The 25,320-nt window shown below is 60.6% G+C and carries 18 protein-coding genes; 16 read left to right on the top strand and 2 right to left on the bottom strand.

Features of this window, described 5'->3' with window-relative positions:
* Positions 1–115 precede the first annotated feature (115 nt).
* From E8M77_RS03085 to E8M77_RS03025, 13 genes are all read left to right on the top strand, one after another.
* Complete coding sequence (locus tag E8M77_RS03085) at positions 116–1,759, top strand: Na/Pi cotransporter family protein (protein WP_137129132.1); 1,644 nt, start codon at positions 116–118, stop codon at positions 1,757–1,759.
* Between the two features lie 166 nt (positions 1,760–1,925).
* A complete protein-coding gene (locus E8M77_RS03080; protein WP_246659107.1) occupies positions 1,926–3,269 on the top strand; it encodes a glycoside hydrolase family 28 protein in 1,344 nt (447 codons plus the stop codon).
* 40 nt (positions 3,270–3,309) lie between these two features.
* A complete protein-coding gene (locus tag E8M77_RS03075) occupies positions 3,310–6,369 on the top strand; it encodes a glycoside hydrolase family 38 C-terminal domain-containing protein (RefSeq protein ID WP_137129131.1) in 3,060 nt (1,019 codons plus the stop codon).
* A complete protein-coding gene (locus tag E8M77_RS03070; protein ID WP_137129130.1) occupies positions 6,366–7,601 on the top strand; it encodes a CehA/McbA family metallohydrolase in 1,236 nt (411 codons plus the stop codon). Before E8M77_RS03075 ends, E8M77_RS03070 begins: the two co-directional genes overlap by 4 nt.
* 10 nt (positions 7,602–7,611) lie before the next feature.
* On the top strand, positions 7,612–8,670 hold the full coding sequence (locus E8M77_RS03065; RefSeq protein ID WP_246659106.1) for a LacI family DNA-binding transcriptional regulator: 1,059 nt from the start codon (positions 7,612–7,614) through the stop codon (positions 8,668–8,670).
* A 209-nt stretch (positions 8,671–8,879) separates the two neighbouring features.
* Positions 8,880–10,691 carry an ABC transporter substrate-binding protein gene (locus E8M77_RS03060; protein WP_246659105.1) on the top strand — a complete coding sequence of 604 codons (1,812 nt, stop codon included), beginning with the start codon at positions 8,880–8,882 and terminating at the stop codon, positions 10,689–10,691.
* 148 nt (positions 10,692–10,839) lie between these two features.
* The gene (locus E8M77_RS03055; protein ID WP_137129127.1) at positions 10,840–11,826 is read left to right on the top strand and encodes an ABC transporter permease; all 987 of its coding nucleotides are present in this window, start codon (positions 10,840–10,842) and stop codon (positions 11,824–11,826) included.
* Positions 11,827–11,834: 8 nt separating this feature from the next.
* Positions 11,835–12,998 (top strand): ABC transporter permease, encoded by a 1,164-nt coding sequence (locus tag E8M77_RS03050; protein WP_137129126.1) that lies wholly within the window; start codon positions 11,835–11,837, stop codon positions 12,996–12,998.
* 25 nt (positions 12,999–13,023) lie between these two features.
* Positions 13,024–14,079 (top strand): ABC transporter ATP-binding protein, encoded by a 1,056-nt coding sequence (locus E8M77_RS03045; RefSeq protein ID WP_205910452.1) that lies wholly within the window; start codon positions 13,024–13,026, stop codon positions 14,077–14,079.
* A complete protein-coding gene (locus tag E8M77_RS03040; RefSeq protein ID WP_137129125.1) occupies positions 14,076–15,122 on the top strand; it encodes an oligopeptide/dipeptide ABC transporter ATP-binding protein in 1,047 nt (348 codons plus the stop codon). The genes E8M77_RS03045 and E8M77_RS03040 overlap by 4 nt, the downstream gene beginning before the upstream one ends.
* On the top strand, positions 15,119–16,408 hold the full coding sequence (locus E8M77_RS03035; protein ID WP_137129124.1) for an HAD family hydrolase: 1,290 nt from the start codon (positions 15,119–15,121) through the stop codon (positions 16,406–16,408). Before E8M77_RS03040 ends, E8M77_RS03035 begins: the two co-directional genes overlap by 4 nt.
* 4 nt (positions 16,409–16,412) lie before the next feature.
* The gene (locus E8M77_RS03030) at positions 16,413–18,926 is read left to right on the top strand and encodes a hypothetical protein (protein ID WP_205910451.1); all 2,514 of its coding nucleotides are present in this window, start codon (positions 16,413–16,415) and stop codon (positions 18,924–18,926) included.
* Positions 18,927–18,958: 32 nt separating this feature from the next.
* A complete protein-coding gene (locus tag E8M77_RS03025; protein ID WP_137129123.1) occupies positions 18,959–20,047 on the top strand; it encodes a glycoside hydrolase family 88 protein in 1,089 nt (362 codons plus the stop codon).
* A gap of 62 nt (positions 20,048–20,109) precedes the next feature.
* Here the strand turns inward: E8M77_RS03025 and E8M77_RS03020 are convergent, their stop codons facing one another.
* Both E8M77_RS03020 and alr read right to left on the bottom strand, forming a co-directional pair.
* Positions 20,110–21,363 (bottom strand): D-amino acid dehydrogenase, encoded by a 1,254-nt coding sequence (locus E8M77_RS03020; RefSeq protein WP_137129122.1) that lies wholly within the window; start codon positions 21,361–21,363, stop codon positions 20,110–20,112.
* A 30-nt stretch (positions 21,364–21,393) separates the two neighbouring features.
* Complete coding sequence (alr, locus tag E8M77_RS03015; RefSeq protein ID WP_137129121.1) at positions 21,394–22,512, bottom strand: alanine racemase; 1,119 nt, start codon at positions 22,510–22,512, stop codon at positions 21,394–21,396.
* 135 nt (positions 22,513–22,647) lie between these two features.
* On the opposite strand from alr, the gene E8M77_RS03010 reads away from it, so the two are divergent.
* The 3 genes from E8M77_RS03010 to E8M77_RS03000 all read left to right on the top strand — a co-directional run bounded on the left by E8M77_RS03010 (position 22,648) and on the right by E8M77_RS03000 (position 25,316).
* Positions 22,648–23,112, top strand: a complete 465-nt coding sequence (locus E8M77_RS03010; RefSeq protein WP_137129120.1) for an Lrp/AsnC family transcriptional regulator — start codon at positions 22,648–22,650, stop codon at positions 23,110–23,112.
* Between the two features lie 123 nt (positions 23,113–23,235).
* Positions 23,236–24,411 (top strand): N-acetylglucosamine-6-phosphate deacetylase, encoded by a 1,176-nt coding sequence (gene nagA, locus E8M77_RS03005; protein WP_137129119.1) that lies wholly within the window; start codon positions 23,236–23,238, stop codon positions 24,409–24,411.
* Positions 24,408–25,316 carry an ROK family protein gene (locus tag E8M77_RS03000; protein ID WP_137129118.1) on the top strand — a complete coding sequence of 303 codons (909 nt, stop codon included), beginning with the start codon at positions 24,408–24,410 and terminating at the stop codon, positions 25,314–25,316. Before nagA ends, E8M77_RS03000 begins: the two co-directional genes overlap by 4 nt.
* The last annotated feature ends 4 nt before the right edge of the window (positions 25,317–25,320 follow it).

The following is a 25,320-nucleotide window of genomic DNA, read 5'->3' as shown; positions in this document are numbered from 1 at the left end:
TTCGGCCATGCTGAAACTGTTTTTTGAGCGTTTCAGTACACGATGAGAGAATTCCCATCGACTTTGCCGATGAACCTTCCGCTATTGGGGAGGATGCCGCGGGAGATTTTCAGCCATGGGTTCTACGGCCATCATGATCAACCTGTTCGGCGCGGTGGCCCTGCTGCTGTTCGGGCTGTCGCAGGTTAAGAATGGCGTGTCGCGCGCCTTTGGTGCCCGTTTGCGCACGGGGCTTGCGACTGGTACCCGCAATGGCATTCGCTCGTTTGCCTCCGGCTTCTTTGCCACAATCGCTCTGCAAAGCTCCACCGCCACGGCCCTGATGACCGCCTCCTTCGTGGAGCGTGAACTGATCAAGCCACGTATGGCGCAGATCGTTCTGCTCGGTGCCAATGTTGGCACGGCGGTCACCGCCTGGATCGTCGGGCTGGGCATTGGCTGGCTGTCGCCACTGCTCATCCTCATCGGCATCGGCTTTTACCGCAGCAAATCGGCAAGCCGCCAGGGGCTTGGCGGCGCTCTGATCGGCATCGGCCTGATGCTGCTGTCCCTGCATCTGATGAGTGCCGCGACTGAACCGCTGCGCCATTCCGATGCGCTGATTGCCTTTATCGGGTTGCTCGATCAGGCCTGGCCGGTGGCCTTTGCCTTTTCAGCCTTTATCGCATTCGTCTCTTCCTCCAGTCTGGCGGCCGTTGTGCTGATCCTTTCGGTGGCGGCAACCGGTGCCGTGCCGTCCGGCCTCATTCTGGTTCTGGTTCTGGGCGCCAATTTCGGCGGCGCGATCCCACCCTTCATGGCCTCCCTGGGTGGTGCTGCCTCTGCCCGCCGCGTTACGCTTGGCAATCTTATCGTGCGTGGTGTCGGCTGCATGCTGGTTCTGCCGGTGGCCGGCTATGGCGGAATGGCTCTCGACCTCATCCCCACCCCGCCGGCCATGCTGCCGGTCGATGCGCATCTGGCCTTTAACCTGTTGCTGACCCTGGTCGCCTGGCCTTTCTCCTCTTTGCTCTCCAACCGCATGGCAGGGCTGATTGCAGACGAAGAGCAGCCGGACATGGCACCGAAATTCCTGGATCGGACAGAGCTTTCCACGCCGGTGGTGGCGCTTGCCAGTGCCACGCGCGAGGTGCTCGGCGTTGGCGATCTCATCGAACGGATGTTGCTCAAGACGGCGGAAGCTTTCCGCGGCAGCGACATGGCGCAATTGGCCGAGATTGCGCAACTGGAGGCGCGGGTGGATAAACTCCAGCAGGAGGTCAAAGTCTATCTTGCCATGCTGTCACGCGTGGGCCTGAGCGATGAAAACAGCAGGCGGTCGATCCACATCATCGATTATGCCATTAATCTCGAACATATCGGCGATATCATCGAGAAGGGCCTGCTGCCGCAGGTGACCAAGAAGATCTCGCTTGGTCTGAAGTTTTCCGATGATGGGTATGAGGAATTGACGCGGCTGATGAACCTCACCATCGACAACCTGCGCGTTGCCCAGACCATTTTCGTGACCCGAGATTTCGGGCTTGCCCGCCAGATGATGGAGGTCAAGGTTGAGGTGCGCCGGATGGAAAAGGAATCCGCCGAGCGGCATATCAAGCGGTTGCAGGATGGGCGCATCGAAAGCCTGCAGACCAGTTCCCTGCATCTCGATATGCTGCGGGATCTGAAGCGCATCAACGCACATATCGTCTCCGTGGCGCATCCCATTCTGGATGAAAGCGGGCTTCTCATCGAAAGCCGGCTCAAGGCCGCCGAATAGGTCTCGATCGGATGCCATGCTCGGATATGAAAATATTTGCATGAACATTCTGCTGAAAGCTTCGTGGTTTTTATGCCCCTGTCGTCTTTCCAGGCTTGATTGACGCATTTTTCTAGCTAAAACTCCGTCGCATAGTGTGAAAGCTTGCGAACGGGAGGCGCTGGCCTTGTCAAATAATGAAAATATTTTTTCCGCTATGCCGGGTGATTGTACCGCTGTGCTTCAGCAGGCGATGGTGGAGGCGGCTACCAATGGTGTTCGGCTTGTGCTGTCGGAGGGTCTTCACCTCTGCGGCGCATTGAAACTTCCGGCCGGGCTTGATTTTCATCTGGCCGAAGGTGCCGTGCTGCGCTTTTCCAGCGATTATGCCGCCTATGCCGGTAACCGCGTCGATGTGATCGCCGAATCCTCCGATACGGCCATGATGACGGCAAAGAATGCCGCCAATATCCGCATCACCGGCAAGGGATTGATCGAGGCGCCGGGTCCTGATTTCATCACAGGCCGGCTTGAAGACATGGGAACCCATATTCCGGCTGCCTTGCGCCCGCGCGTGCTGGTCATGCAGGGTTGTGAAAATGTAACGCTTTCGGGCTTTTCCATCCGCTCTTCGCCCATGTGGACGGTGCATCTGATTGCCTGCCGCAACGTCTCCGTCGAAGGCTTGAACATCGACAACGATCGCGAAATGCCCAATACCGATGGCATTGTCATCGATGCCTGCGATGGCGTGACTATCCGCCATTGCGATATTGCAACGGCTGATGATGGCGTGGTGCTGAAGACGAGCAAGGGGCCTGATGGCAAGGCCGTCGGCGTCTGCCGCAATATCCTCGTCGAGCATTCGCGTATCGAAAGCCGCAGCTGCGCCCTGAAGGTCGGCACGGAAACGCATGGCGACGTCACCAATATCACCTTCCGCGACTGCCAGATCCTGCGGTCCAACCGTGCCATCGGCATCTTCTCGCGTGATGGCGGGCGCATCAGCAATGTGCTGAGCCAGCGCATCACGCTGGATGCCCATGAAACGCCGGAGGGCTTCTGGGGTTCTGGCGAGGCAATCACCATCACCGTCGTCGATCGCAATCCCGGAATACCGGCTGGCCGTGTTGAGAATGTCACCTTCGAGGACATCGATGGGTCCATGGAGGGGGCCGTCAACCTGATCGCCGACAGTGCGTCTGGCATTGCCAATCTGCGCCTCAGCCGCATTGCCATCCGGCAGGTGGACGGGCCTTTCAAGGGGCATCGCTATGATGTGCGTCCCACCCATTTCGATCTGGCGCCATCGCCGGATGCGGCAGGCCGCGCCAATGCCTGGGTGAAGGATGAAAATGGCCAGGTCATCGGGCTTGTGGCCTATCCCGGCGGCATGCCATCGCTCTTTGCGCTGAATGTCTCGGGTCTGGCGCTGGAGGACATTTCCTTCGACAGACCGTCGCCGCTACCGTCCGGCTGGAATACGCAGGCGATCGTGATCAGTCAGGACCAGCCAAGCGTCTGGTCCTGAGGGAAATCCATTCCATGGCCTCGGAGGAGGGGCCTCGTTCATGAAGCGTATCCGCAAAATCGACCACCTGCTCTCGCGCCTGCAGGAACGGATTTTCCTGCCGCTCGGCGTGCAGGTTCCCCTCGTCTATGCGCCGGCTGCCGCAGACGGGCGGGCAGCCATGGTCACCTCCGATCGGACAGGCTGGACACCGGTCAGCCGCGACCTCATCTGGGGCGAGCCGGACGGCTATTATTGGTTCGGCGGACAGGTGACGGTCCCGCCGCAGGCAGACGGCCAGCGCGTGGTCGTCGCCGTGGATGCCGCCTTCGGCAGCGTCATGGGGCGCAGCGATCCGCAATGTCTGGTTCGTGTCAATGGCGCGATCCGCCAGGGCGTCGATGGCAATCATCGCGAATTTATGCTGACCGCCGAGGCGAAGGCAGGCGAAAGCTTCGATATTCTCATCGAAGCCGGGACCATTGAGGATCGCCGGCAGCTGGGATTCGGCTGTGCCCTGAAGCTGCATGATCTGGAGGTCGATGATCTCTATTACGATCTGCGCGTGCCGCTGGATGTGGCGCGCCTGCTGGCCTTGGACGATCCGCGCCGGCATTTCATTCTCAACCATGTGGAAGCAGCTATCGACCACATCGATCTGCGGCCCGGCAATGACGCGCGTTTCCGTGCCTCCATGGCTAAGGCGCGTGCGGCCGTTCAGCCGATCTATGAGGCGCAGGATTTCGAGGATAAGCCGACGGTGGTTGCCACCGGCCACACGCATATCGATGTCGCATGGCTATGGCGGGTGCGCGAAACGCGCCAGAAGATGGCCCGCTCCATGGCGACAGCGCTGTCGCTGATGGAGGATTTTCCCGATTACCGTTTCATGTACAACCAGTGTGTCCTTCTCGATCACCTGAACGAGGACTATCCGGAACTGTTCCAGCGGATCGAAGCCGAGGTGAAGACCGGCCGCTTTGAAATCGAAGGCGCGCTGTGGCTGGAGCCGGATGTCAATATTGCCGGCGGTGAAGCGCTGGTGCGCCATATTCTCTACGGAGTCGATTATCATCAGAAGACATTTGGCGTGCGCCCGCGGATGATCTGGCTGCCGGATACGTTTGGCTATTCCGCCTCGCTACCGCAATTGATGGAAAAATCTGGCCTCGATAGTTTCGTCACCCACAAGCTGTCCTGGAACGATACCAACCGCATGCCGGACGAAACCATGTTCTGGCAGGGTATCGATGGCACCAAGGTGGTTGCCTATTTCTTGACGACGCAGCCCTATGATTCGACCAGCCTTGGCACGACCTATTGCCCCAACCTGAAGCCCACGCATGTGATGGGTACCTGGCGGCGGCACGGCCAGCAGGCACTGAATTCCGAACTATTTCTCGTTTATGGCTTTGGCGATGGCGGCGGCGGCCCAACGCGTGAGATGTTGCAGAACATCCGGCGCATGGAACGCGGCATTCCCGGCTGCCCGAAGGTCAGCCACGAGACGATGCGGCCCTTCTTCGATCGGCTGATTTCCCGCATGCGCGCCGAGCCGGAGCGTTATCCGGTCTGGGTGGGCGAGCTTTATGCCGAGTTCCATCGCGGAACACTGACCTCGGTTGCCAAGAACAAGCGGTCCAACCGGCTGGCGGAGATCGCACTGCGCGAGATCGAAATGCTGGCGGTTCTGGCCGAGCGCCAAACGGGTCACGCTTATCCGGCAGGCGAGATCCGCAGCCTCTGGGATATCGTCATGCTCAACCAGTTCCATGACATCCTGCCGGGCTCGTCGATCGGCGCCGTCTATGACGACAGCGACCGGGACTATGCGGACTTCTTTGCACGCAGTGATGCCTTGCGCCGGAAGCTGATGCAAAAGCTTGCGCCGGCCTCCGGCCTTTCGATCTTCAATGCCACGGGGCGGCATCGTTCCGGCCTGGCCTTCGGGCTGGAAGGCGAAGGGCAGGCAATCCACCAGGCCGATGGCACGATGGCATGCGTGGTGGCGGTTGAAAACCTAGTGCCTCTATCCTTCAGTTTTGTGGAACAGTGCAGCATCGCACCTTCAGCAAATGCACTTCAGGTTTCGCCGGAGCATCTGGAAAACGAGAACCTGTCGATCCGCTTCGACAAGGCCGGTCGCATGGTCTCGATCCATGATCGCAAGCGCGATCGCGAGATCCTGCCACCGGGTGCGCTGGGCAATCGCCTGCAGGCGTTCCGCGATATGCCGGCGCAATATGATGCCTGGGATATCGATGCGGATTTCGAGGACCAGTCCTATGAGATCGATGATCTGGTGAGCGCCAAGGTGGTGGAAACCGGTCCGTTACGGGCCGCGATCCGTTTCGAATGGCGCTATGAGGCCTCCACCCTGGTGCAGATCGTCTCGCTTGCCGCGGGTGCCGAGCGGGTGGAGGTCGATTGTTTCATTGACTGGCGTGAACATAATACGCTGGTCAAGGCGGCGTTTCCGGTTGCCGTCAATGCAGCGGCTGTGGAGGCGGAAATCCAGTTCGGCCATGTGCGCCGCGCAAGCCATCGCAATACATCCTGGGATCGCGCCCGATTTGAATGCTCCATGCAGCGCTGGGTCAATGTCAGCGAAGAGGATTTCGGCGTCGCTTTGCTGAATGATTGCAAATACGGCTACGATGCCAAGGGCAGCGATATTCGCCTGACGCTGTTGCGCTCGCCGACCTATCCCTGGGCCGAGGCAGACCAGGGCGAACACCGCATGCGCTATGCGCTGATGCCGCATAGTGGCGACAAGGTGGCCGTGCATGAGGCCGCAGAAGATTTCAACCTGCCGCTGACGGTGGTGCGCGGAGAGGCGAAAGCATCTGTCTCGCCGCTCGCCTCCATCATCACACCGGGTATTGCGCTGGAAGCGGTCAAGCAGGCGGAGGCCGGCGACGGCGTGATCCTGCGTCTCTGGGAGACGACCGGCACGCGGCGCCATGCCCGCGTGGCCCTTCATCCAGATGTGCGCGCCGTCGAGATGACCGACCTTCTCGAAGAGAGTGCCATGCCCCTGGCGCTTGACGGGGCCGAGCTGACGCTTGCCTTCAAGCCCTTTGAAATCATCACGCTGAAGCTGAAAGACGAAACGAAATGACGGAACGCGACCAGACATTCACCTATGTCATCGACAGCTTTCCGGATGGCGAAAAATCCTTTGTCGAGGTTCCTTTCGAGGTGGGGCCACAGATCGAGCGCATCGAGGTCAGCTACCACTTCCCGTTTGGCGGTGGCGGCAGCGTCATTGATCTGGGCGTCGCCCAGAATGGTCGCATGCGCGGCTGGACGGGCGCTGAGCGTGGCCATATCACGCTGGAAGAGGATCGCGCCACGCCGGGCTATGATCTTGGACCGATTGCCGGTCGCTGGCATGTCGTGCTCGGCATCGTGAAGATCGGTCCGGCCTGCAAGGTCGATCTGCAGATCCGGCTGATTGCCAAGACCCAGCGCTGGCTGGCCGGCGAGTTGCATAGCCATTCGGAACATTCCGATGGCGGCGTGACGGTGCTTGATGCCATTCAACGGGCACGCGCTGCCCGACTGGATTTCGTGGCGATCACCGATCACAACACCGTCTCGCAGAACATCATCCGGCCGGATGATCCTGATATCCTCGTCATTCCGGCCATGGAACTCACCTCCTATTACGGCCACACGAATTTTCTGGGTGTCGAACGGCCGGTCGAAGACTGGCGCTGCCGTTCGCCGCAGGATGTCGCGGAAAAGATGGAAGAAGCGCGCGCCAAGGGTGCCACCATCGTCATCAATCATCCCTTCCAGAATTCGGCCGGCGGGCGCTGGCAGTCCGGCTTCGATGTTGCCTTCGATGCCTATGAGATCTGGAACGGCAATTGGTCGGTGATGAACGAGCAGGGGCTGGCCTTCTGGCAGGAACTTCTCGTTTCCGGCCGGCGCATTCCGGCCACTGGCGGCAGCGATTTCCATCTGAAGAACCGTCGCCGGCATGGGCGGCCCGCCAACCGGATGCAGGTGGAAACCACCTCGATCCGCGGCATCCTGGAGGCGGTGCGAAAAGGGCGTAATGTCGTGACTTTCTCGCCGGATGAGACCATGGCGAAGCCTTCTGATGAAGACTTGCCGATGTTCGGCACGCAGGTGGCGGCGGGCGCTGAAGTCGGCGTCACTTTCACAGGTCTGGTGGCCGGCGACGAGATCCGCACGGTGACGGAGGCAGGCACGGTCGATGTGCAATCGCCGCCAAAGGGCACGCTGTGCCTTCATCAGCCATTTGCAGGAGCATTCGTGCGTTACGAGGTCTGGCATGGTAAGGAACCGAGGCTCTTCACAAATCCCTTCTACGCAGAATAGGAGTCTTGGCTTGGACAGACGGTTGGACCGCAAAGTCGGCATCAAGGATGTCTCCCGCGAGGCCGGCGTCGCGCTTAGCACCGTCTCCCATGTGTTGAATGGAACCGCACCGATCTCGCAGGAGGTGCGGGTGCGGGTGCTTGAGGTTGCCCGCAGGCTTGGCTATCTCGCCAAGCGCCAGCAAAAGGGTGTGATAGCATCACTGACGACGCTTTATCTCGCCGTGCCGCCCGGTAACCTGCCGCATAATGATATCAACTTGGTGTCCTGGACCCTGCTGACGGCGCTTTCACGCGAATGCGAGCGGCGCGGCATCCGTGTCGTCGCCCATACCGGCGCGCCGGAACTCAATGCCGCAGAGATCATTTCAGGCGCACGCGCCGTCGGCGCGGAAGGTATCGCCCTGGTGTTCGACGATAACCCGGCCTTGCTGCGCGCGCTTGCCGCTTCCGATCTCGGTGTCGTGCTTTTGAATGGCGAAGATCCGACGATGAATATCGACACGGTCGCGCCAGCCAATCGCTACGGCGCACGGCTTGCCACGGAATGGCTGCTGTCGCAGGGGCATCGGCGCATTCTGCACCTGACTTGGCGGGGGCGTAGCACCATCATGCGCCGTGTCGACGGTTTCCATGATGCCTATGCCGAGCGCGACCTGCCGCAGGATATGGCGGAGGTGCTCTATGCCAAGGGCTATGAGCCCGCCCATGCGCGCGACGCCTTGAAGACCTTCATCGCTGAGCGTGGCGGGTTGGATGGCTTCACGGCGGTGTTCTGTGCGGCTGACAATCTGGCCATCGGCGCGCTCAGCGAATTGCAGGCGCAAGGCTTTCATATTCCGAAGGATATCGCCGTGGTTGGCTTTGATGGTGTGGCGCCTGGCGATCTGACCGTGCCGTCGCTGACCACTGTGCGGGTGCCTCTGGAGGCGCTCGCTTCCAACACCGTGCAGGTTCTCGAGAGACGCCTCTCGGTGTCCGGCTTCGGCAATCCCGCCTGCCGGGTGGAGCTTGGCTGCCAGTTGGTGGAGCGAGAGAGTGGCGGTTCGGTCTTTGCACAGCGCCAGTAGTGAAAATTTTTTTAGAGCTTGATTTTTGAGCTTCTTTACCAGATCGTCCGTTTCAGCGCTTCTGTAGGGATTATTTTAGGTAAGAAGCCAGTTCATCGCTAATCTGGGAGGATAGCATGGTAATTCATAAAAATATTTTCACCGCATCTGTCGGTATTCTGCTGGCGACATGTTTGGCAGGATCCGCGCTTGCTTTTCAGGAATCTCCGATGCTCGCCGAGCAGGTGAAGGCCGGCAAGCTGCCGCCTGTCGATCAGCGGCTCCCGGAAAAGCCGACTGTCATCACGGCGGTTGAAGTTGGTCAGTATGGCGGTAACTGGCAGCGCGCTTTCAAGGGGCCAGGCGATCGCTGGGGACCGACGAAACTGATGGAAGAGCGTGTGGTGAAATGGTCGCAGAATGCCGATGGCAAACTCGGTCTCATTCCCGGCTATATCTCGTCCTACTCGGTCAGCGAGGATTCCAGGGAGTTTACCTTCACGTTGCTCAAGGGCCTGAAATGGTCCGACGGCCATCCGGTCACGACCGAAGATGTGGACTTCTGGTACAATGATGTCTTCTTGAACAAAGATCTCCTGAAGTCGATTGATCAGACCTTGGCGCCGCGCGGCAAGCCGATGAAGCTGACGGTTATCGATGCCCAGACCTTCAAGGTGAGCTTTGATGAGCCTTACGTCTATTTCCTTGAAATCCTCGCCAAGGATTCCACCGGCGAGCCGAGCCTTGACCGCCCGAGCTTCATTTTCCCAAAGCACTATCTGAAGCAGTTCAACAACAAATATGCGACGCCTGAACAGTTGCAGGCGGCGACCGCCAAGTTTGGCGTAGCAAAGTGGCAAGATCTCTGGGGTTCCAAGGGTGCGGCAACCGCCTGGTGGCAGAACCCGGATCTGCCGGTCATCACCGCCTGGAAGATCGAAAAGCCGGCGCCGGCCGATGTCGTGACCATGGTGCGCAATCCCTATTACTATGCCGTGGACCAGGCCGGCAACCAGCTGCCCTATATCGACCGGATCTCGCACCGGTTGTTCAGCGATCAGGAAGCCTTCAACCTGATGGTTGTGCAGGGGCAGATCGACATGCAGATGCGCTATGTCGAGCCGCAGGACTTTACATTCTACAAGGAAAACCAGAGCAAGGGTGACTATAAGGTAACCCGCTGGACGCAGGCGCAGACCTGGTCGCTGGTGCCGAACCTCAACGTCAAGGATGACGTGCTGCGCGCGCTCTACGAGACCCCCGATTTCCGTCAGGCGCTCAATGTCGCGATCGATCGCCAGACCGTGAATGAACTGGTCTTTTCCGGTCTGGCCGAAGCCCGTCAGGCATCGCCTGTTACCGGTTCGCCGAACTTCGACCCGGAACTGGAAACGCACTGGGCGGAATTTGACCCGGACAAGGCAAACCAGCTGCTCGACAAGGTCGGTCTTGCCAAGCGTGACAGCGCGGGTTATCGCCTGCGCCCGGATGGCAAGCGACTCTCGATCGTCGTGGAAATGCAGCATCCCAATGGTCCAAAGACCGTTGAAATCATTGCCGACAACTATAAGGAAGTCGGTATCGAGTTGCTTCCGCGTCTGATTGACCGCACCCAGTGGGATGCCAGCCGCGACAACAATGACTTCCAGATGCAGTGGTATCCGTTCGACCGTCTCTCGGTGGTCGCGGCTGATCCGCGCATCATGATGGGCAATGACAGCTACGCGCATCAGTATTATGTCTGGTATTCGACAAAGGGCGCATCGGGCATCGAGCCGCCGGCAAACCATGCCATTCGTCGCGTCTTCAGTGATTGGGACAAGGCCGCAAAGGCCGCCAGCCGTGAAGAAGCCGATGCGGCGCTCACTGATCTGATCAAGACCTTCGTGACTGAGGGTTGGGTGATTGGTGTCGTGGGCGAAGTGCCGGCAATTTCCGTCGTCAAGACCAATTTTAAGAACTTCCGTGACGGCTTGATCGAAGACGATACCACCCGTGGCGAGGGCCTTGGCCAGACACAGCAGATGTGGATGAAGAAGTAGGCCAGACACCAGCTGGGGTTCTCCCGCGCTCGCAACCAGACGCGGATGCGCGGGCGAACCCTTCCATTCCGGATCAACTATGACGACAGCGGCGTGAGCGCCTCTGCGACTTTAAGAACTTTGCCGCTGTGAAGCGGAAGGAGTAACCATGCTCGGCTATATAGTCCGACGCTTGATGTGGGCCATTCCCACGCTGGCCTTCGTATCCTTCATTTCCTTCGTGATCATCCAGTTGCCGCCCGGCGACTTCGTGACCGCCTATGTCGCCCAGTTGCGCAACGGCGGCGAATATATCACGGACATGCAGGAAGCCTTGTTGCGCGAGGATTACGGGTTGAACGACCCGCTGCTGGTGCAATATTGGCGCTGGATTTCCAATATCCTGTTTTATGGTGATTTTGGTCGCTCGCTCGAGTGGAACGCGCCGGTCAGCGAGCTGATCTGGGAGCGCCTGGCGCTGACGCTGGTGCTGTCGACGATTAGTCTCGTCTTCACATGGATCATTGCCATCCCCGTCGGCGTCTATTCCGCTACGCGGCAATATTCGGCCTTCGACTATATTTTCACCGTGTTCGGCTTTCTCGGCAAAGGCATTCCCGATTTTCTGCTGGCCCTGATCCTGATGTGGGTTGCCTTTATCTGGATGAATCTCGATGTCGGTGGGCTTGTCTCGCCGCAGTTCGAAGGCAAGCCCTGGGATTTCGACAAGATCGTCAACATGCTCTCGCATATCTGGATCCCGCTGGTGGTTCTGGCAACCGGCGGTGCAGCCGGCCTCATTCGTGTGATGCGCGCCAACATGCTGGACGAGTTGCGCAAGCCTTATGTGGAAACCGCCTATGCGCAGGGATTTGGTGAACGCACGGTCGTCTGGCGCTATCCGGTGCGCGTGGCGCTGAACCCGTTCATTTCCACCGTTGGCTGGGCGCTGCCGGCGCTGTTTTCCGGCGATGTCATCACCGCCGTCGTCCTGAACCTGCCGACCACGGGCCCGCTTCTGCTGCAGGCCTTGAAGATGCAGGACATGTATCTGGCCGGCAGCTTCATTCTCATTCTCAGCGTCTTCACCGTCATTGGCACGGTGTTGTCCGACATCCTTCTTGCGCTGTCTGATCCGCGCATCCGGTTCTCGTGAGGAGCGCCATGACCGATATTCAAACCTTTGATCGCCTGAGCGCACTTCCCGCCACCCCACCACTGGCGCCAAAGGAAGCGGCCCGCGACGAGAACGTCTATACCGCAAAGCCCTGGACGCTGATTTGGTGGCGCTTCCGCAAGCACAAGCTTGCTGTGGTCTCGCTGGGCTTCATGATCACGCTTACCTTGCTGGCGATCTTTGCCGATTTCATGTCGCCCTATCTTCCCGGCACGTTCAACAAGCTGAACACCTTTGCGCCGCCCTCCGTGGTGCGCGTTATCCATGATGGCCAGTTGCAGCGGCCGTTCATCTATCCGATGAAGCGCACCCGCGACATGGAAACGGCCCGCGTCATCTATCAGGAGGATCGTACCAAGGTTCTGCCGGTGCGGTTCTTCGTAGAGGGCGAGACCTATAACCTGCTCGGCCTTGTCGAGACGAAGACCCATTTCTTCGGGGTGGATGATCGCCGTCAGCAGATCAACCTGCTCGGCACGGATTCGCTTGGTCGTGATCTTTTTAGCCGCCTTCTCTATGGCGCACGGGTCACGCTGTCGGCCGGTCTCGTGGGTGTTGCCTTCTCCTTCGTGCTTGGCCTCGCGCTCGGTGCCGTCTCCGGTTATTACGGCGGCTGGCTGGATTCAGGCATCCAGCGCCTGATGGAATTCATCCGCTCCATCCCCACAATCCCGCTGTGGATGGGGCTGGCAGCAGCACTTCCCATCGCCTGGGATCCGCTCTTCGTCTACGTGCTGATCACTGTCATCCTGTCGCTGATCGGCTGGACGCATCTTGCCCGCGTCGTGCGCGGCCGCTTCTTCTCGCTGAAGACGGAGGACTATGTGCTGGCCGCAAGGCTTTCCGGTGCTTCCGAATACCGTATCGTCACGAAGCATATGCTGCCGGCCATGACCAGCTACATCATCGCATCGCTGACCCTTGCCGTGCCGGAAATGATCCTCGGTGAAACGGCGCTCAGCTTCTTGGGTCTGGGACTTCGCCCGCCTGTCGTCAGCTGGGGCGTGCTTTTGCAGGATGCCCAGAACCTGCGCAGTATTTCTCTTGCTCCCTGGCTTCTGGCACCCGGCGTTGCCGTGGTGCTGGTGGTACTGGCCTTCAACTTCATCGGCGACGGCTTGCGCGATGCAGCCGATCCCTATGGCCAGTGAGGGGCAGTTGAACGGAATGATCAACATGACAAAATCCACACATGCCCCCTTGGCACCCATGCCGCCGGAACGCCTGCTCGAACTCGACAATGTCGGTGTGCATTTCCCCACGCGCGATGGATTGGTACGCGCCGTGAACGGCGTTTCCTATCACGTCAATCGCGGCGAGGTGCTCGGGATTGTCGGCGAAAGCGGCTCGGGCAAGTCGGTCACTGCGCGTTCCATCATGCGCCTGCAGCCGAAGACTGCGCTCGATGCCAGCGGCACGATCCGCTTTCGCCGGGCAAGCGGTGAAGAAGTGCTGATTTCAGCGCAGGACCGGCAATCACGCACCATGCGGCAATTGCGCGGCGGCGAGATTGGCATGGTTTTCCAGGAGCCGATGACGGCGCTCTCGCCGGTGCATACGATTGGCACCCAGATTATCCGCACGGTCATGCTGCACCGGAAGGTTTCCAAGGCGGAAGCCCGTGCCCAGGCGATCGCACTTCTGACGCGCGTGCAGATGCCACGCCCGAACGATATCGTGGACCGCTTTCCGCACCATCTTTCCGGCGGCATGCGTCAGCGCGCCATGATCGCTCTGGCGTTGGCCTGTGATCCGGCTCTCCTGATTGCCGATGAACCGACTACGGCGCTCGATGTCACCACCGAGGCGCAGATCCTCGAACTGCTGAAATCGCTGCAGCAGGAACTCAATATGGCGATCGTCTTCATCACCCATAATTTCGGCGTGGTGGCGGATATCGCAGACCGTGTCGCCGTGATGTATCTCGGACGCGTGGTGGAAACCGGCACGGTGGATGAAATTTTCTACGAGCCGAAGCATCCCTATACGCAAGCGCTGCTGCAATCGATCCCGCGTCTGGGCAAGAGCCATGGACGGCGGTTGCGCACCATTTCCGGCATGGTGCCGGACCCCTACAATGTGCCGACCGGCTGCTCCTTCCATCCACGCTGTCTGCATGGCGTGCGCGGGGTCTGTGATGTCAAGACGCCGGAAGATGTCGTGTTTGCGAGCGGGCAGCGTGCGCGCTGTCATTTCGCCGGAGAGGTCGCAATCTCGGAGGCCGCCCAATGAGCACTTTCCAGCAGAAATCCATGGATGCCGAGACGCTGATTTCCGTACGCGGTGCCAAGAAGTATTTTCCGGTGACCGAAGGCTGGTTCAACCGGCAGGTGGCGACCATCAAGGCGGTGGACGATATCAGCTTCGATATCCGCAAGGGCGAGACCTTTGGTCTGGTCGGTGAAAGCGGTTCGGGCAAATCCTCGATCGCCCGCCTCATCCTGCGCGCCTATGATCTGACGGAGGGCGAAATCCTGTTTCGCCGCACGAGCGGCGATGTTGTGGACATCACCACATTGGGCGATCGCGACATGCGCGAAATCCGCCGCGAAATGCAGATGATCTTCCAGGATCCCTATTCCTCGCTCAATCCGCGTATGACGCTGCTGGAACTGGTGGGCGAACCTCTGGTGATCCATGGCATGGGCACGCCGGCGGAGATCAAGGACCGGGTGTCGGAACTGCTGGGGCTTGTGGGCCTGCGGCCGGAATATGTGATGCGCTATCCGCACGCCTTTTCCGGTGGCCAGCGCCAGCGCATTGGCATTGCCCGTGCGCTCGCGCTTAATCCGAGCTTCATCGCCGCCGACGAGGCTGTCTCGGCACTGGATGTGTCGGTCGCGGCGCAGAACATCAACCTGATGCAGGACCTGCAGGAAAAGCTCGGGTTGACCTATCTGTTCATCACCCATGATCTGGGCATGGTCGAGCATATTTCGGACCGCGTCGGCGTGATGTATCTTGGCCGGTTGATGGAAGTCGGGCCGACCGATGAGCTGTTTGCCAAGCCCAAGCACCCCTATACGGAAGCGCTGCTGGCCGCCGTTCCGCAGCCTGATCCGCGTGGCAACCGCACCCGCAAGCGCGTGGCCCTGAAGGGCGAAATCGCCGATGCGATGAATATCCCGACCGGTTGCCCTTTCCACCCGCGCTGCGCCTATGCCGATGACAAATGCCGGGCCGAAACGCCCGCCTTGCGCGTCGTCGAAGGCGGAAGGCAGGTGCGCTGTCACCATGCGGAAAGCCTCGATCTCGTGGGGGTTACAGCCCAATGAACAGCATGACGATCCGATCCGGTGACCTGCGTGAGCTGATGGCCGTCAAGGGCGATGCCGATACGCAGCTTGCCGCCCGCCATCTGCCACTTCTGCGGCTTGATGGCTGCGAGCCCTTTCTGCCGCTTGCGGCTGGCTTTGCCGTCTACGGCCAGGAATCGCCGTCGGTATCGTCGAAGTTCACCATCCGCCCCATGGCCGGCACGGTGGTGGAATATGCAATCTGGTATGACTGGGATATCCAGCATCTCTATGATCTGGAGCATGTCTGGGTGCATCTGGATGCTGACGAGCAGGTGGTGAAGGTGGAAGCCTCCCGCCATGGCAAGCGGCTTGTCATGCGCCGCCCGGATGGTTCCGTGCCGGTGGAGGAGGGCAGACCGGTCCTCTTCGTTGAGCCCGGCAAGCATGCGCATTGGGCCGATAATGGCGAAATGCATGTGAAATCCGGCACGCTGATCGAGGCCATGTGTGGAGCCTTTGCCGGCGAGCAGGGCATTCATCTCTCCAACCGTTTTTCCGACCGTGGCCTGATCTCGGCATCCCAGCTCGACATTCGCCTGGCGCGGCTCAAGATGAAGCGTGCGGCCTTTGGTCCGTGTTTTGAGTTTACCCGCACCGGTGATGAAGGGCAGGGGATCACGCTGGTGCCCTGGGTGCAGCTGGAAGCCTGGATACCGCAGCGTGTCGCACGGCTGGTAAAGGATCTGCCCTCCACCGTTCCGCATCTGGCCGCCGTGTTTCTCGATTGCGGTGATACGCTGGCCGACGAGGCGACCGAGGAAAAGATCCCCGGCACCGAGGTGGTGGTGAAGGCCGAGATGATCCCCGGTGCCAGCGACATGCTGCACCAGCTGGTCAAGAGCGGCTATCGGCTGGCACTGGTGGCAGATGGCCCGCGCGCGACCTTTGAAAACATCCTGAAGCCCCGCGGGCTCTGGGACTGCTTTGAGGCGCATGTGATTTCCGGCGATGTCGGGGAGCTGAAGCCTTCGGCGAAGATGTTTGCCACGGCCTGTGAGGCGCTTCAGCTGACGGGCCAAGACCTCGCACGCACGGTCATGGTCGGCAACAATCTCCAGCGCGACATTCTGGGCGCCAACCGTTTCGGCCTTATCAGCATATTCCTCGCCTGGTCCACGCGCCGCAGCCACAAGCACCGGCTTCGCCGCGAGCGACCGCTGCTTTCCATTTCGCATATCTGGAAACTGCCTGCTTTGCTGGAGCAGATCGAGCTCAGCCTGCCCCTGCCTGTGGCGTCTATCTCTGCCGAACCGAAAGACTGACACAATGCGTGCATCCTCCCTTTCCAGCATCGAGATCAGCGAAAGCCAGGGTGGCTTTCCGGTCGAGCAGGGTCAGTCGATCACCGCCTGGGCCATGTCACCGGTCAGTGCCGTGCTTTACCCCGGCCAGTCGGCGCTGGCTGAAGACCGGGTGAATTATCGCTTCATCAACGGCTTTGTCGATGTGGGCGATCTGCCCTGCCGGGTCGCTTTGTGGAACGAGATCAAGACGCGACAGGTCACGCTCCAGGCTGATTTTGCCGTTGAGGGTCTCTACCTGCCGGGCTTCAACCGTCGTGTGGAATTTTCCGGCTTCTGGCACCGGCCGACGCGGCTTTCCCGCTGGCTGAAGACGCGGCTGGTGCCTGAACGGGCAGGCGCCTTTAGGTTTCGGCTGACCACCTGCGGTGGCGTGCGCATCTGGGTGGACGGCGTGGAACAGGCGGTGTTCGAGCCCTTCCGTCGCAACCGCGAATCCACGACCGAGATTACGTTGCAGCTGAAGGCCGGCGGCAGCGATGTGGTGGTGCTGACGGAAGAACTCGCCGAGCGCGATGCGCTCTGGTATTTCGAACTGAGCCTACTGGACGATCAGCCGCTTCGCATCGAACTGCCGGTCGATGTCTCGGATGCCACACTGGCTATCCTCAAGGATCTGGCCATTGCCGTGCGCCCCACTCCCTTGCATGTGCGCGACGGGCGGCTGACGCTTGCCGTCGAGCGACCGGTCGATGTGGATGTGAGTGTTTCGGCAAAGATCCTGCCGAGCGTGCATATGCGCGACAAGCCGCCGCTGCTCGACGTGACGGGCCTGTTGAAGGCTGGTGAAACCAGCGTCAGCCTTTCGGGAGCCGAGCATCTTCCCGATGGCTTCCATGCGCTCAACCTGACCTTCTCGATCGGCGAGACGCGGCTTGCCCGCCATATCGGTTTTGCCACGCTGTCCGAGCCGCTGCGTGATCTTTCCGGCCTGTCGCTGGCGCAGCGCAAGGCTGAGGCCATTGCCTTCGCTGCCCAGAATGGCGAACAGCGCGCCGGCAAGGCGATTGCGATGATGGCGGCCGGCCTGCCGGTGGATACCGTGTTCCGCGAGATTATCGCCAATACGCTGGGGGCGATCAACGAGCGGCGCGACTGCTCGGATTTCGTTCTCGTGCCGCTGCTCTGGCTCTATGCGCAATACAAGGACCGGCTGCCGGACGACATGCAGAGTGAGATCCGCGAGGCAATCCTCAGCTATCGTTACTGGGTGGATGAGCCGGGCAATGACGTGATGTGGTTCTGGAGCGAGAACCATGTTCTGTGCTTCCACGTTTCGCAATATCTGGCGGGCCGCCTGTTGCCGCGTGCCGGCTTCACCTGCTCGGGCCGTATCGGTGAAGAACAGGCGCGGCTGGGCGAAGAGCGGCTGTTGAAATGGTTCGACAGTGTCGAGCACCACGGATTGGCGGAATGGAATTCGGCTGCCTATTACCCGGTGGATTTCATCGGTCTTCTGGCGCTCGAGCAATTGGGCGAGGGCGTTATCCAGACGCGCGCCCGTGCGCTTGTCGATCGCCTGTTCCTGATGATCGGCCTGCACACGCTGGCCGGTGTTCCAGCCGGCACGATGGGGCGTGCCTATGACAAGGAATTGCGCGCCGGGCCGCTGACCGAGCTTGCGCCTTTTGCGACGGTTGCTTTCGGTGAAGGCTGGCTGAACGATGGCGTTGCATCGCTGACCATGTTGGCGGCCGGCTCCTATGTGCCGCCTGCGAAGGCGGCAGCCGTCGTGAAGCCGGAACCGGGCAAGGCGCTGACGGCGCATTACGTGCAGGGCCATGACGAGGCAGCGCGGCTGGTGCTCTACAAGACGGCAGCGGTACAGCTGTCTTCTATGATGGACGGTAAGCCCGGCGGGCGTGGCCATCAGCAGCATGTGATCGATCTGCGTCTTGCCGCCGATCCCTTTGCCCGCGCCTGGGTGAACCATCCGGGCGAGGATGATCCCTGGGGCAGCCAGCGACCATCCTATTGGGCGGGCAATGGTTCCATGCCGCGGGCCGCGCAATATGAAAACACCGGCCTGATGCTATATGATCTGGGTGACAATCCGCGCATTGGCTTCACCCATGCCTATGTCGAGACATCGGCCTTCGACACGGTCGAGCGCTTCGGCAAATGGATCGTCATGCGCGCCGGTCGCGGCTTTGCAGCGCTTGGAGCGACCCAGCCGATCGATCCTGTCACCACAGGCCCCGGTGCGGGCATCGAGTTTCGGGCCCATGGCGCACGCTGCGGCTGGGCGGCCATTATGGCCGAAGGCGATGGCGACGCCGCATTTGCAGCCTTTTGCCAGAGCCTGTCCGAGACGCAGCTGACCATCGGTACGAATGGCCGGTTGCAGTTTGTCAGCCGTGAGGGCCGGTCTCTTTCGCTCGACTGGGACCTCGGGCTTTTCCTTAACGACACGCCCTATTCCTTCCCCAACCGCTCGCTCGAGCCCGCGATCCGGCATCTCGATGCCGTTTGCTTCTGACGCATTCCAATTTGCAAGACAGGACCTTATCGATGTTGATGCAGCCTGAAATCCTTTCCGAAACCCTGTCCCGCGTTGCTGTCGGGCTTGCCCGTCTGAAGGGTATCAATGAGACCGTAGCCGCCCCTGACGGCACATACGACCTGCAGTTCGATGAATGGGACTGGGAAGTGGGTGTCGGCATTTATGGCCTCATCCGCCATGCAGAAGCCGTTGAAGACCAGTCGCTGATGGAAGCCATCGCCCGCTGGTATGACTGGCAGATCAGCCGTGGCCTGCCGCCGCGTCAGGTGAATTCCTCCTCGCCCATGCTGGCGCTTTCCGTCCTTATCGACCATGTGGACCGGCCGGACTGGGAAGTCCTGGTGAAGGATTGGGCCGACTGGCTGGTGACGAAGCTTGCCCGCACCGAAGATGGCGGTTTCCAGCATGTGGTGAAGGAGCGCATGAATGACGGCGAATTGTGGGATGATACGCTGTTCATGACCTGCCTGTTTCTCGCCCGCGCCGGACAGCGCTTTGGTCGGCAGGACTGGATCGAGGAGGCCTTCTACCAGTTCATGGCGCATGAACGTTATCTCGCCGATCCGGTGACCGGCCTTTGGTATCACGGCTGGACCTTCAACGGCCGGCACAATTTCGCCAATGCCTTCTGGGCACGCGGCAATTCCTGGATCACGGTTGCCATTCCCGAATTGTTCAGCCTGGTCGATCACGTGCCGGATCATCTGCGCCGCCACCTGACCTATGTTCTGGCTTCGCAGGTGAAGACGCTGGCCGCCCATCAGCGCGACAATGGCATGTTCTGCACGCTCGTCTGCGATCCGCAGTCACCGGAGGAAACCTCGGCTACGGCCGCCATTGCCTATGGCATCCTGCGCGGCATTGATCTGGGTCTTCTCGATGCAGAACTGAAGCCGGTGGCGGTCAAGGCGCTGGAGGCCGTGATGCAGCGCATCGACGAGACAGGCATCGTGCTGGAAGTCTCCGACGGCACGCCGATGGGCCATACGCTGGATTTCTACCGGCAGATCCCCAATGTACCGGCGCCTTATGGCCAGGCGCTTGTCATGCTGCTTCTGGTGCGCGTGATGGCGGAAAAGCAAGAGCTGGAAGCCTGAACGACAAAAAAAGGCGGCTCCGCAAACGGGCCGCCTTTCTCGGGGAGATCGTTCCAGGTTCGTTATGCGGCGTAGCGTGCGACCGCCAGATCCTTGGTCTCGATATCGGCCTTGCGACCGCCGACGATATCGGCAAGCACCTTGGCCGAGCCGCAGCTCATCGTCCAGCCCAGCGTGCCGTGGCCGGTGTTGAGGAAGAGGTTGCGCACCTTGGTTGCGCCGATCACCGGCGTGCCATCCGGCGTCATGGGACGCAGGCCAGACCAGAAATTGGCCTTGGTGACATCGCCGCCCGGAAACAGGTCAGTGACGGAATGTTCCAGCGTGCGGCGGCGCGCCTCGCCCAGATCATTGGTATAACCGGAAATTTCCGCCATGCCGCCGACGCGGATACGGTCTCCAAGCCGGGTAATGGCGATCTTGTAGGTCTCATCCATGACCGTTGATTCCGGTGCACGCGCGGCATCGATGATCGGGATAGTCAGCGAATAGCCCTTGACCGGATAGACCGGCAGGTTGATGCCATGCGGCTTGACGAGGAGCGGTGAAAAGCTGCCCATGGCCACGACAACGGCATCCGATGCGATCGTGCCGCGATCGGTCACCACGCCGGTGGCGGCACCACCTTGTACGTCCAATCCCTTGATATTGACGCCCCATTCGAAGCGAACGCCCATGCTGATGGCTGCATCAGCCAGCAGATTGGTAAACTTGAAGCAGTCGCCGGTCTCGTCCTTCGGTGTCAGCAAACCGCCGACGATCTTGTCACGCACATGGGCGAGCGCCGGCTCGACGCGAATGCAGCCTTCGGGATCGAGAACCTCGAAGGGGATGCCGTCGGCGGCAAGCGCCTTGACATCCTTTGCCGAGGCATCCAGCTGCGCTTGCGTGCGAAACAGCTGCAGCGTCCCCTGCATGCGCTGGTCGTAATCGATATTGGTCTGCTGGCGAACCTCTGCCAGCGCCAGCCGGCTGTAATCAGCCAGGCGCAGCATGCGGCTCTTGTTCAGCGCATAACGCTCGGAGGTGCAGTTGCTCAGCATGCGCACCATCCAGGACAGCATTGCCATGTCGAGCTTGGGGCGCAGGATGAGCGGGGCATGCTCCATGAACAGCCATTTCATCGCCTTTTGCGGAATGCCGGGTGCAGCCCAGGGCGAACAATAGCCGAAGGATACTTCGCCGGCATTGGCAAACGAGGTTTCCAGCGCCGGGCCGGGCTGGCGGTCGAGCACGGTCACCTCGTGGCCGGCTTTGGCAAGATAATAGGCGGAGGTCACACCGATGACGCCGGCGCCCAGAATGGTGATCTTCATGATGCTATCCCCTTGTGTTCTTCTTGTTTCTCAGCGGTACTGACGGAACGTGCGATGGCCAATGCTGGTCAGCACCTCCCAGGAAATCGTTCCGGCAAGCTCCGCCACCTCTTCGAGTGACTGGTGCGGGCCGATGAATTCGACCAGGCTGCCCAGATGCAGCGCGCCCTCCGGCAGGTCGGAAATGTCGATAATGGTGCTATCCATCGACACGCGCCCGACAATCGGCAGGCGGATGTTTTCATAAAAGAAGGCGCCACGATTGCTGAGCGCGCGCAGGATGCCATCGGCATAGCCGAGCGAGATCGTTGCAAGCCGGCGTGTCTCGGTCGTTACATGCGTGGCGGAATAGCCTATGGATGTGCCGGCCGGCACCGTGCGGGTCTGCACGACGGCGGCCTCGATTGTCAGCACCGGCTCCATCGGGCGCTCCAGCATGTCGGTCGGGCGTGCGCCATACAGCGCCAGTCCCGGCCGCACCAGCGCGCCGCGATAGGTCTCGCCGAGGAAAGATCCCGCCGAATTGCCGAAACAGACGGGGACGCCCGGAAACATTGCGGAAAAGCGGCGCATCTGCTCGGCCTGGGCGGCATTGTGCGGATCGTCCGCCTCATCGGCGCAGGCGAGATGGCTCATGATATAGACAATGTCGATGCCCGACAGGAGCATATCGTCGCTGGCCAGCGCCTCAGCCTCTTCCGGGCTCATACCAAGCCGCGACATGCCGGTATCAAACTGCAGGAGAGCCGGCAGGCGGCGCCCGGCAAACTGCGCGGCAGAGCGCCAGCGGCCAACCTGTTCGAGCGAGTTCAGGACCGGAGTGATGGCACGGCGTGCGCAATCTGCCTCTATGCCGGGTTGCAGCCCGTTCAGCACATAGAGGGTCGCATCGGCGGGCAGAAGCGGCTGGAGGTCCAAGGCTTCGTGATACTGCGCCACGAAGAAATCCCGACAGCCCTCGTCGTAAAGGGCGGGTGCAACCTTGTCAGCACCCAGCCCATAGGCATCAGCCTTGACCACGGCGGACGCACGCGCTGGCGCCACCAGTGTGGCGATCCGGCGGTAATTGCGCCTGATGGCCTGAAGGTCAATTGTTACAATGCCCGGCGCGCCGGTCTTTTCCCAGTGTGTCGTTGACAGCATGTCCATGGCCCAACCCCGCAAGCCTTACCCTTGCCAACAGCGTAACGTGAAAATCCTGCGTGTTTCGAGCAGATATTGCATGAAATGTGCATTCGTGCTCAATTCGGGCGTAAATTTAGCGCAAGGCTGATTGAAACGAGCATGGCTGAAACTCTTGACGCGATTGACCGCAACATTATCCGCCTGCTGCGGCTCGATGCGCGCATGAGCAGCGCGAAAATGGCCGAGGTCGTTGGGCTCTCGCCATCCGCCTGCCTGCGGCGTATCCGCATTCTGGAAGAAAGCGGCGTGATCCGTGGCTATACGGCGCTGATCGGTTCCGGCGAAGAAGGCAGCACGCTGGCGGTGATGATCAATATCACGCTGGATCGCCAGACCGAGGATTCGCTGAACCGCTTCGAGGATGCTGTGCGCAAGCAGCCCGAGATCCGCGAATGCTATCTGATGACCGGCGATTGGGATTATTTTCTGCGCGTGGAGGTGGAAAGCCCGAAGGAGTTCGAAGCCATCCACACCGATATCCTCTCCAAGCTGCCGGGTGTTACCCGCATTCATTCGAGCTTCTCCATCCGCAATGCGCTGACGGCGCGCGGCAGGCGGCGATAGGTTTGTGCTTGTGGAAACCGAAACCTTCCAGATGATGGGCTCTGCCCGCCCGCCCATTCTTGTGCCATGGTCGAGTTCTCATCCTGTCGCCTGCTTGGCATTTTCGAACATATTGGACACCCGATGACCGCTCCTTTTGCCGTGACAGGCGGCCGGATTTTTGATGGCGACGCGATCCTGACAGGCCATGCCCTTGTCGTCGAAGGGGCGACTATCCGCGCAATCGTGGAAGAGGATGCCCTGCCGGCAGATCTTGCGCGGCTTGAGGCGGAGGGCGCGCTGGTGGCGCCCGGTTTTGTCGATCTTCAGGTGAATGGCGGCGGCGGCGTGCTGTTCAACAACTGCCCGACCCGCGATGGCATTGCGACGATTTGCGAAGCGCATGCCCGCTTTGGCACGACGGCTCTGATGGTAACGCTGATTACCGACAGGGTGGCGGTGAGGGATGAGGCCCTGACTGCCGGTGCGACAGCGCATGCGGAGCATTTGCCGGGCTATCTCGGCCTGCATCTGGAAGGGCCGCATCTTTCGATTGCGCGAAAGGGCACGCATGATCCGGCCCTCATTCGGCCGATGGACGAAGAGGATTTATCAGCGCTTGTGGCAGCGGTCGGCACGTTTGGCCATGCGCTGACAACGATTGCGCCGGAAAATGTCAACCCCGAGCAGGTGAGGGCTTTGTGCGCTGCCGGTTACGTCGTCAGCCTTGGCCACACCGATGTGGCGGCGGCAGAGGTTGCGGATTATGTCGAAGCCGGGGCTTCCATGGTCACGCATCTGTTCAATGCCATGAGCCAGATGGGCAATCGCGAGCCGGGGCTGGTTGGGGCAGCGCTTTCATTCGGCGCCCTGTTCTGCGGTCTCATCGCCGATGGCTTCCATGTCGATCCCACCAGCATGGGCATTGCGCTGCGGGCCAAAGCGGGTCCCGGCCAGATCTTTCTCGTGACCGATGCGATGTCTACTATCGGCACGGATGACACCGGTTTTGATCTGAATGGTCGCCACGTATTTCGCCGCGATGGTCGGCTGTCGCTGGCCGATGGAACGCTGGCCGGCGCCGATATCGACATGCTGTCCTGCGTGCGCTTTGCCCACACCCGCCTCGGACTGCCTGTGCCGCAAGCGCTCAACATGGCCTCGCTCTATCCGGCGCAGGCGATCGGTGCGGCAGACAGAGGCAGGCTTTCCCCCGGAATGCGGGCCGATTTCATCCTGCTCGACAAAGACCTGAGCCTTGTCTCGACCTATATCGGCGGCCATTGCGTGCATGGCGCCGGAATGGGAGCTAAGCCGTGATCGTCTGTTTCGATATCGGCGGCACCGCCATCAAGGGTGCGCATGCCTATTCGCCGGATGATATACGCGTGCTGCCGCGCCAGCCGACACCCATTGATGATTTCGACGCTTTCGTGCGCGTGTTGCAGGCGGTTGTCGATCTGGCCGAAGAGCGGCCAGAATGCGTGGCGCTGTCGATTGCCGGCATTATTGATCCCGATAGCCAAAAAGCCGTGGTTGCCAATGTGCCCTGCATCAACGGGCGCTGCCTGAAGGACGATCTTCAGGCAGCGCTTGGCCTGCCGGTGCTGATTGCCAATGATGCGGATTGTTTCGTTCTGGCAGAAGCCGGCCTGGGTGCCGGCAGGGGCCACCGCGTCGTGTTCGGTGTCATTCTGGGCACCGGGGTCGGCGGCGGACTGGTTATCGACGGCCAGTTGATCAACCGCGATGGCGGTTTTGCCGGTGAATGGGGCCATGCGCCGGTGGCGGCAACGCAAGTGGGCGATCCACCGGTGCAACTGCCGCGGTTTCAATGCGGCTGTGGCCTGAAAGGCTGTATCGATGCCACCTGCAGCGCACGCGGCATGGAAAAGCTGCATACGCATCTGCATCAGGTCGTGATGACCAGCGAGGAAATCGTCACCGCCTGGCAGGCAGGCGAGGTGCCGGCGGCGCAGACCATCGGCGTCTTTATCGAACTTCTGGCCGCACCGCTGGCGCTGGTTGCCAATGTGACCGGCGCAACGGTAATGCCGGTTGGCGGCGGGCTGTCCAATTCAGAACCGCTACTCGCGACGCTGGATGAGGCTGTACGCCGCAATATCCTGCGCCGGTTCGATCACCCGCTGGTGGTGAAAGCGACGTGCCGCATCGAGCCGGGCCTGATCGGCGCGGCTCTGCTGGGGCTTGGCTGGAAGGGCTGACAAA

This window comes from Rhizobium sp. FY34 (genome assembly GCF_005222845.1).
Taxonomy (GTDB): domain Bacteria; phylum Pseudomonadota; class Alphaproteobacteria; order Rhizobiales; family Rhizobiaceae; genus Neorhizobium.
Note: the sequence above shows the minus strand (reverse complement) of the source record. Positions and strands in the feature narration are given on the sequence as shown.

Coding starts and splice junctions, on each gene's coding strand:
- E8M77_RS03060 (WP_246659105.1), top strand. CDS start 8,880: ATGCTCGCCGAGCAGGTGAAGGCCGGCAAGCTGCCGCCTGTCGATCAG.
- E8M77_RS03045 (WP_205910452.1), top strand. CDS start 13,024: ATGACAAAATCCACACATGCCCCCTTGGCACCCATGCCGCCGGAACGC.
- E8M77_RS03020 (WP_137129122.1), bottom strand. CDS start 21,363: ATGAAGATCACCATTCTGGGCGCCGGCGTCATCGGTGTGACCTCCGCC.
- E8M77_RS03030 (WP_205910451.1), top strand. CDS start 16,413: ATGCGTGCATCCTCCCTTTCCAGCATCGAGATCAGCGAAAGCCAGGGT.
- E8M77_RS03025 (WP_137129123.1), top strand. CDS start 18,959: ATGTTGATGCAGCCTGAAATCCTTTCCGAAACCCTGTCCCGCGTTGCT.
- E8M77_RS03085 (WP_137129132.1), top strand. CDS start 116: ATGGGTTCTACGGCCATCATGATCAACCTGTTCGGCGCGGTGGCCCTG.
- E8M77_RS03055 (WP_137129127.1), top strand. CDS start 10,840: ATGCTCGGCTATATAGTCCGACGCTTGATGTGGGCCATTCCCACGCTG.
- E8M77_RS03050 (WP_137129126.1), top strand. CDS start 11,835: ATGACCGATATTCAAACCTTTGATCGCCTGAGCGCACTTCCCGCCACC.
- nagA (WP_137129119.1), top strand. CDS start 23,236: ATGACCGCTCCTTTTGCCGTGACAGGCGGCCGGATTTTTGATGGCGAC.
- E8M77_RS03010 (WP_137129120.1), top strand. CDS start 22,648: ATGGCTGAAACTCTTGACGCGATTGACCGCAACATTATCCGCCTGCTG.
- E8M77_RS03070 (WP_137129130.1), top strand. CDS start 6,366: ATGACGGAACGCGACCAGACATTCACCTATGTCATCGACAGCTTTCCG.
- alr (WP_137129121.1), bottom strand. CDS start 22,512: ATGGACATGCTGTCAACGACACACTGGGAAAAGACCGGCGCGCCGGGC.
- E8M77_RS03075 (WP_137129131.1), top strand. CDS start 3,310: ATGAAGCGTATCCGCAAAATCGACCACCTGCTCTCGCGCCTGCAGGAA.
- E8M77_RS03035 (WP_137129124.1), top strand. CDS start 15,119: ATGAACAGCATGACGATCCGATCCGGTGACCTGCGTGAGCTGATGGCC.
- E8M77_RS03040 (WP_137129125.1), top strand. CDS start 14,076: ATGAGCACTTTCCAGCAGAAATCCATGGATGCCGAGACGCTGATTTCC.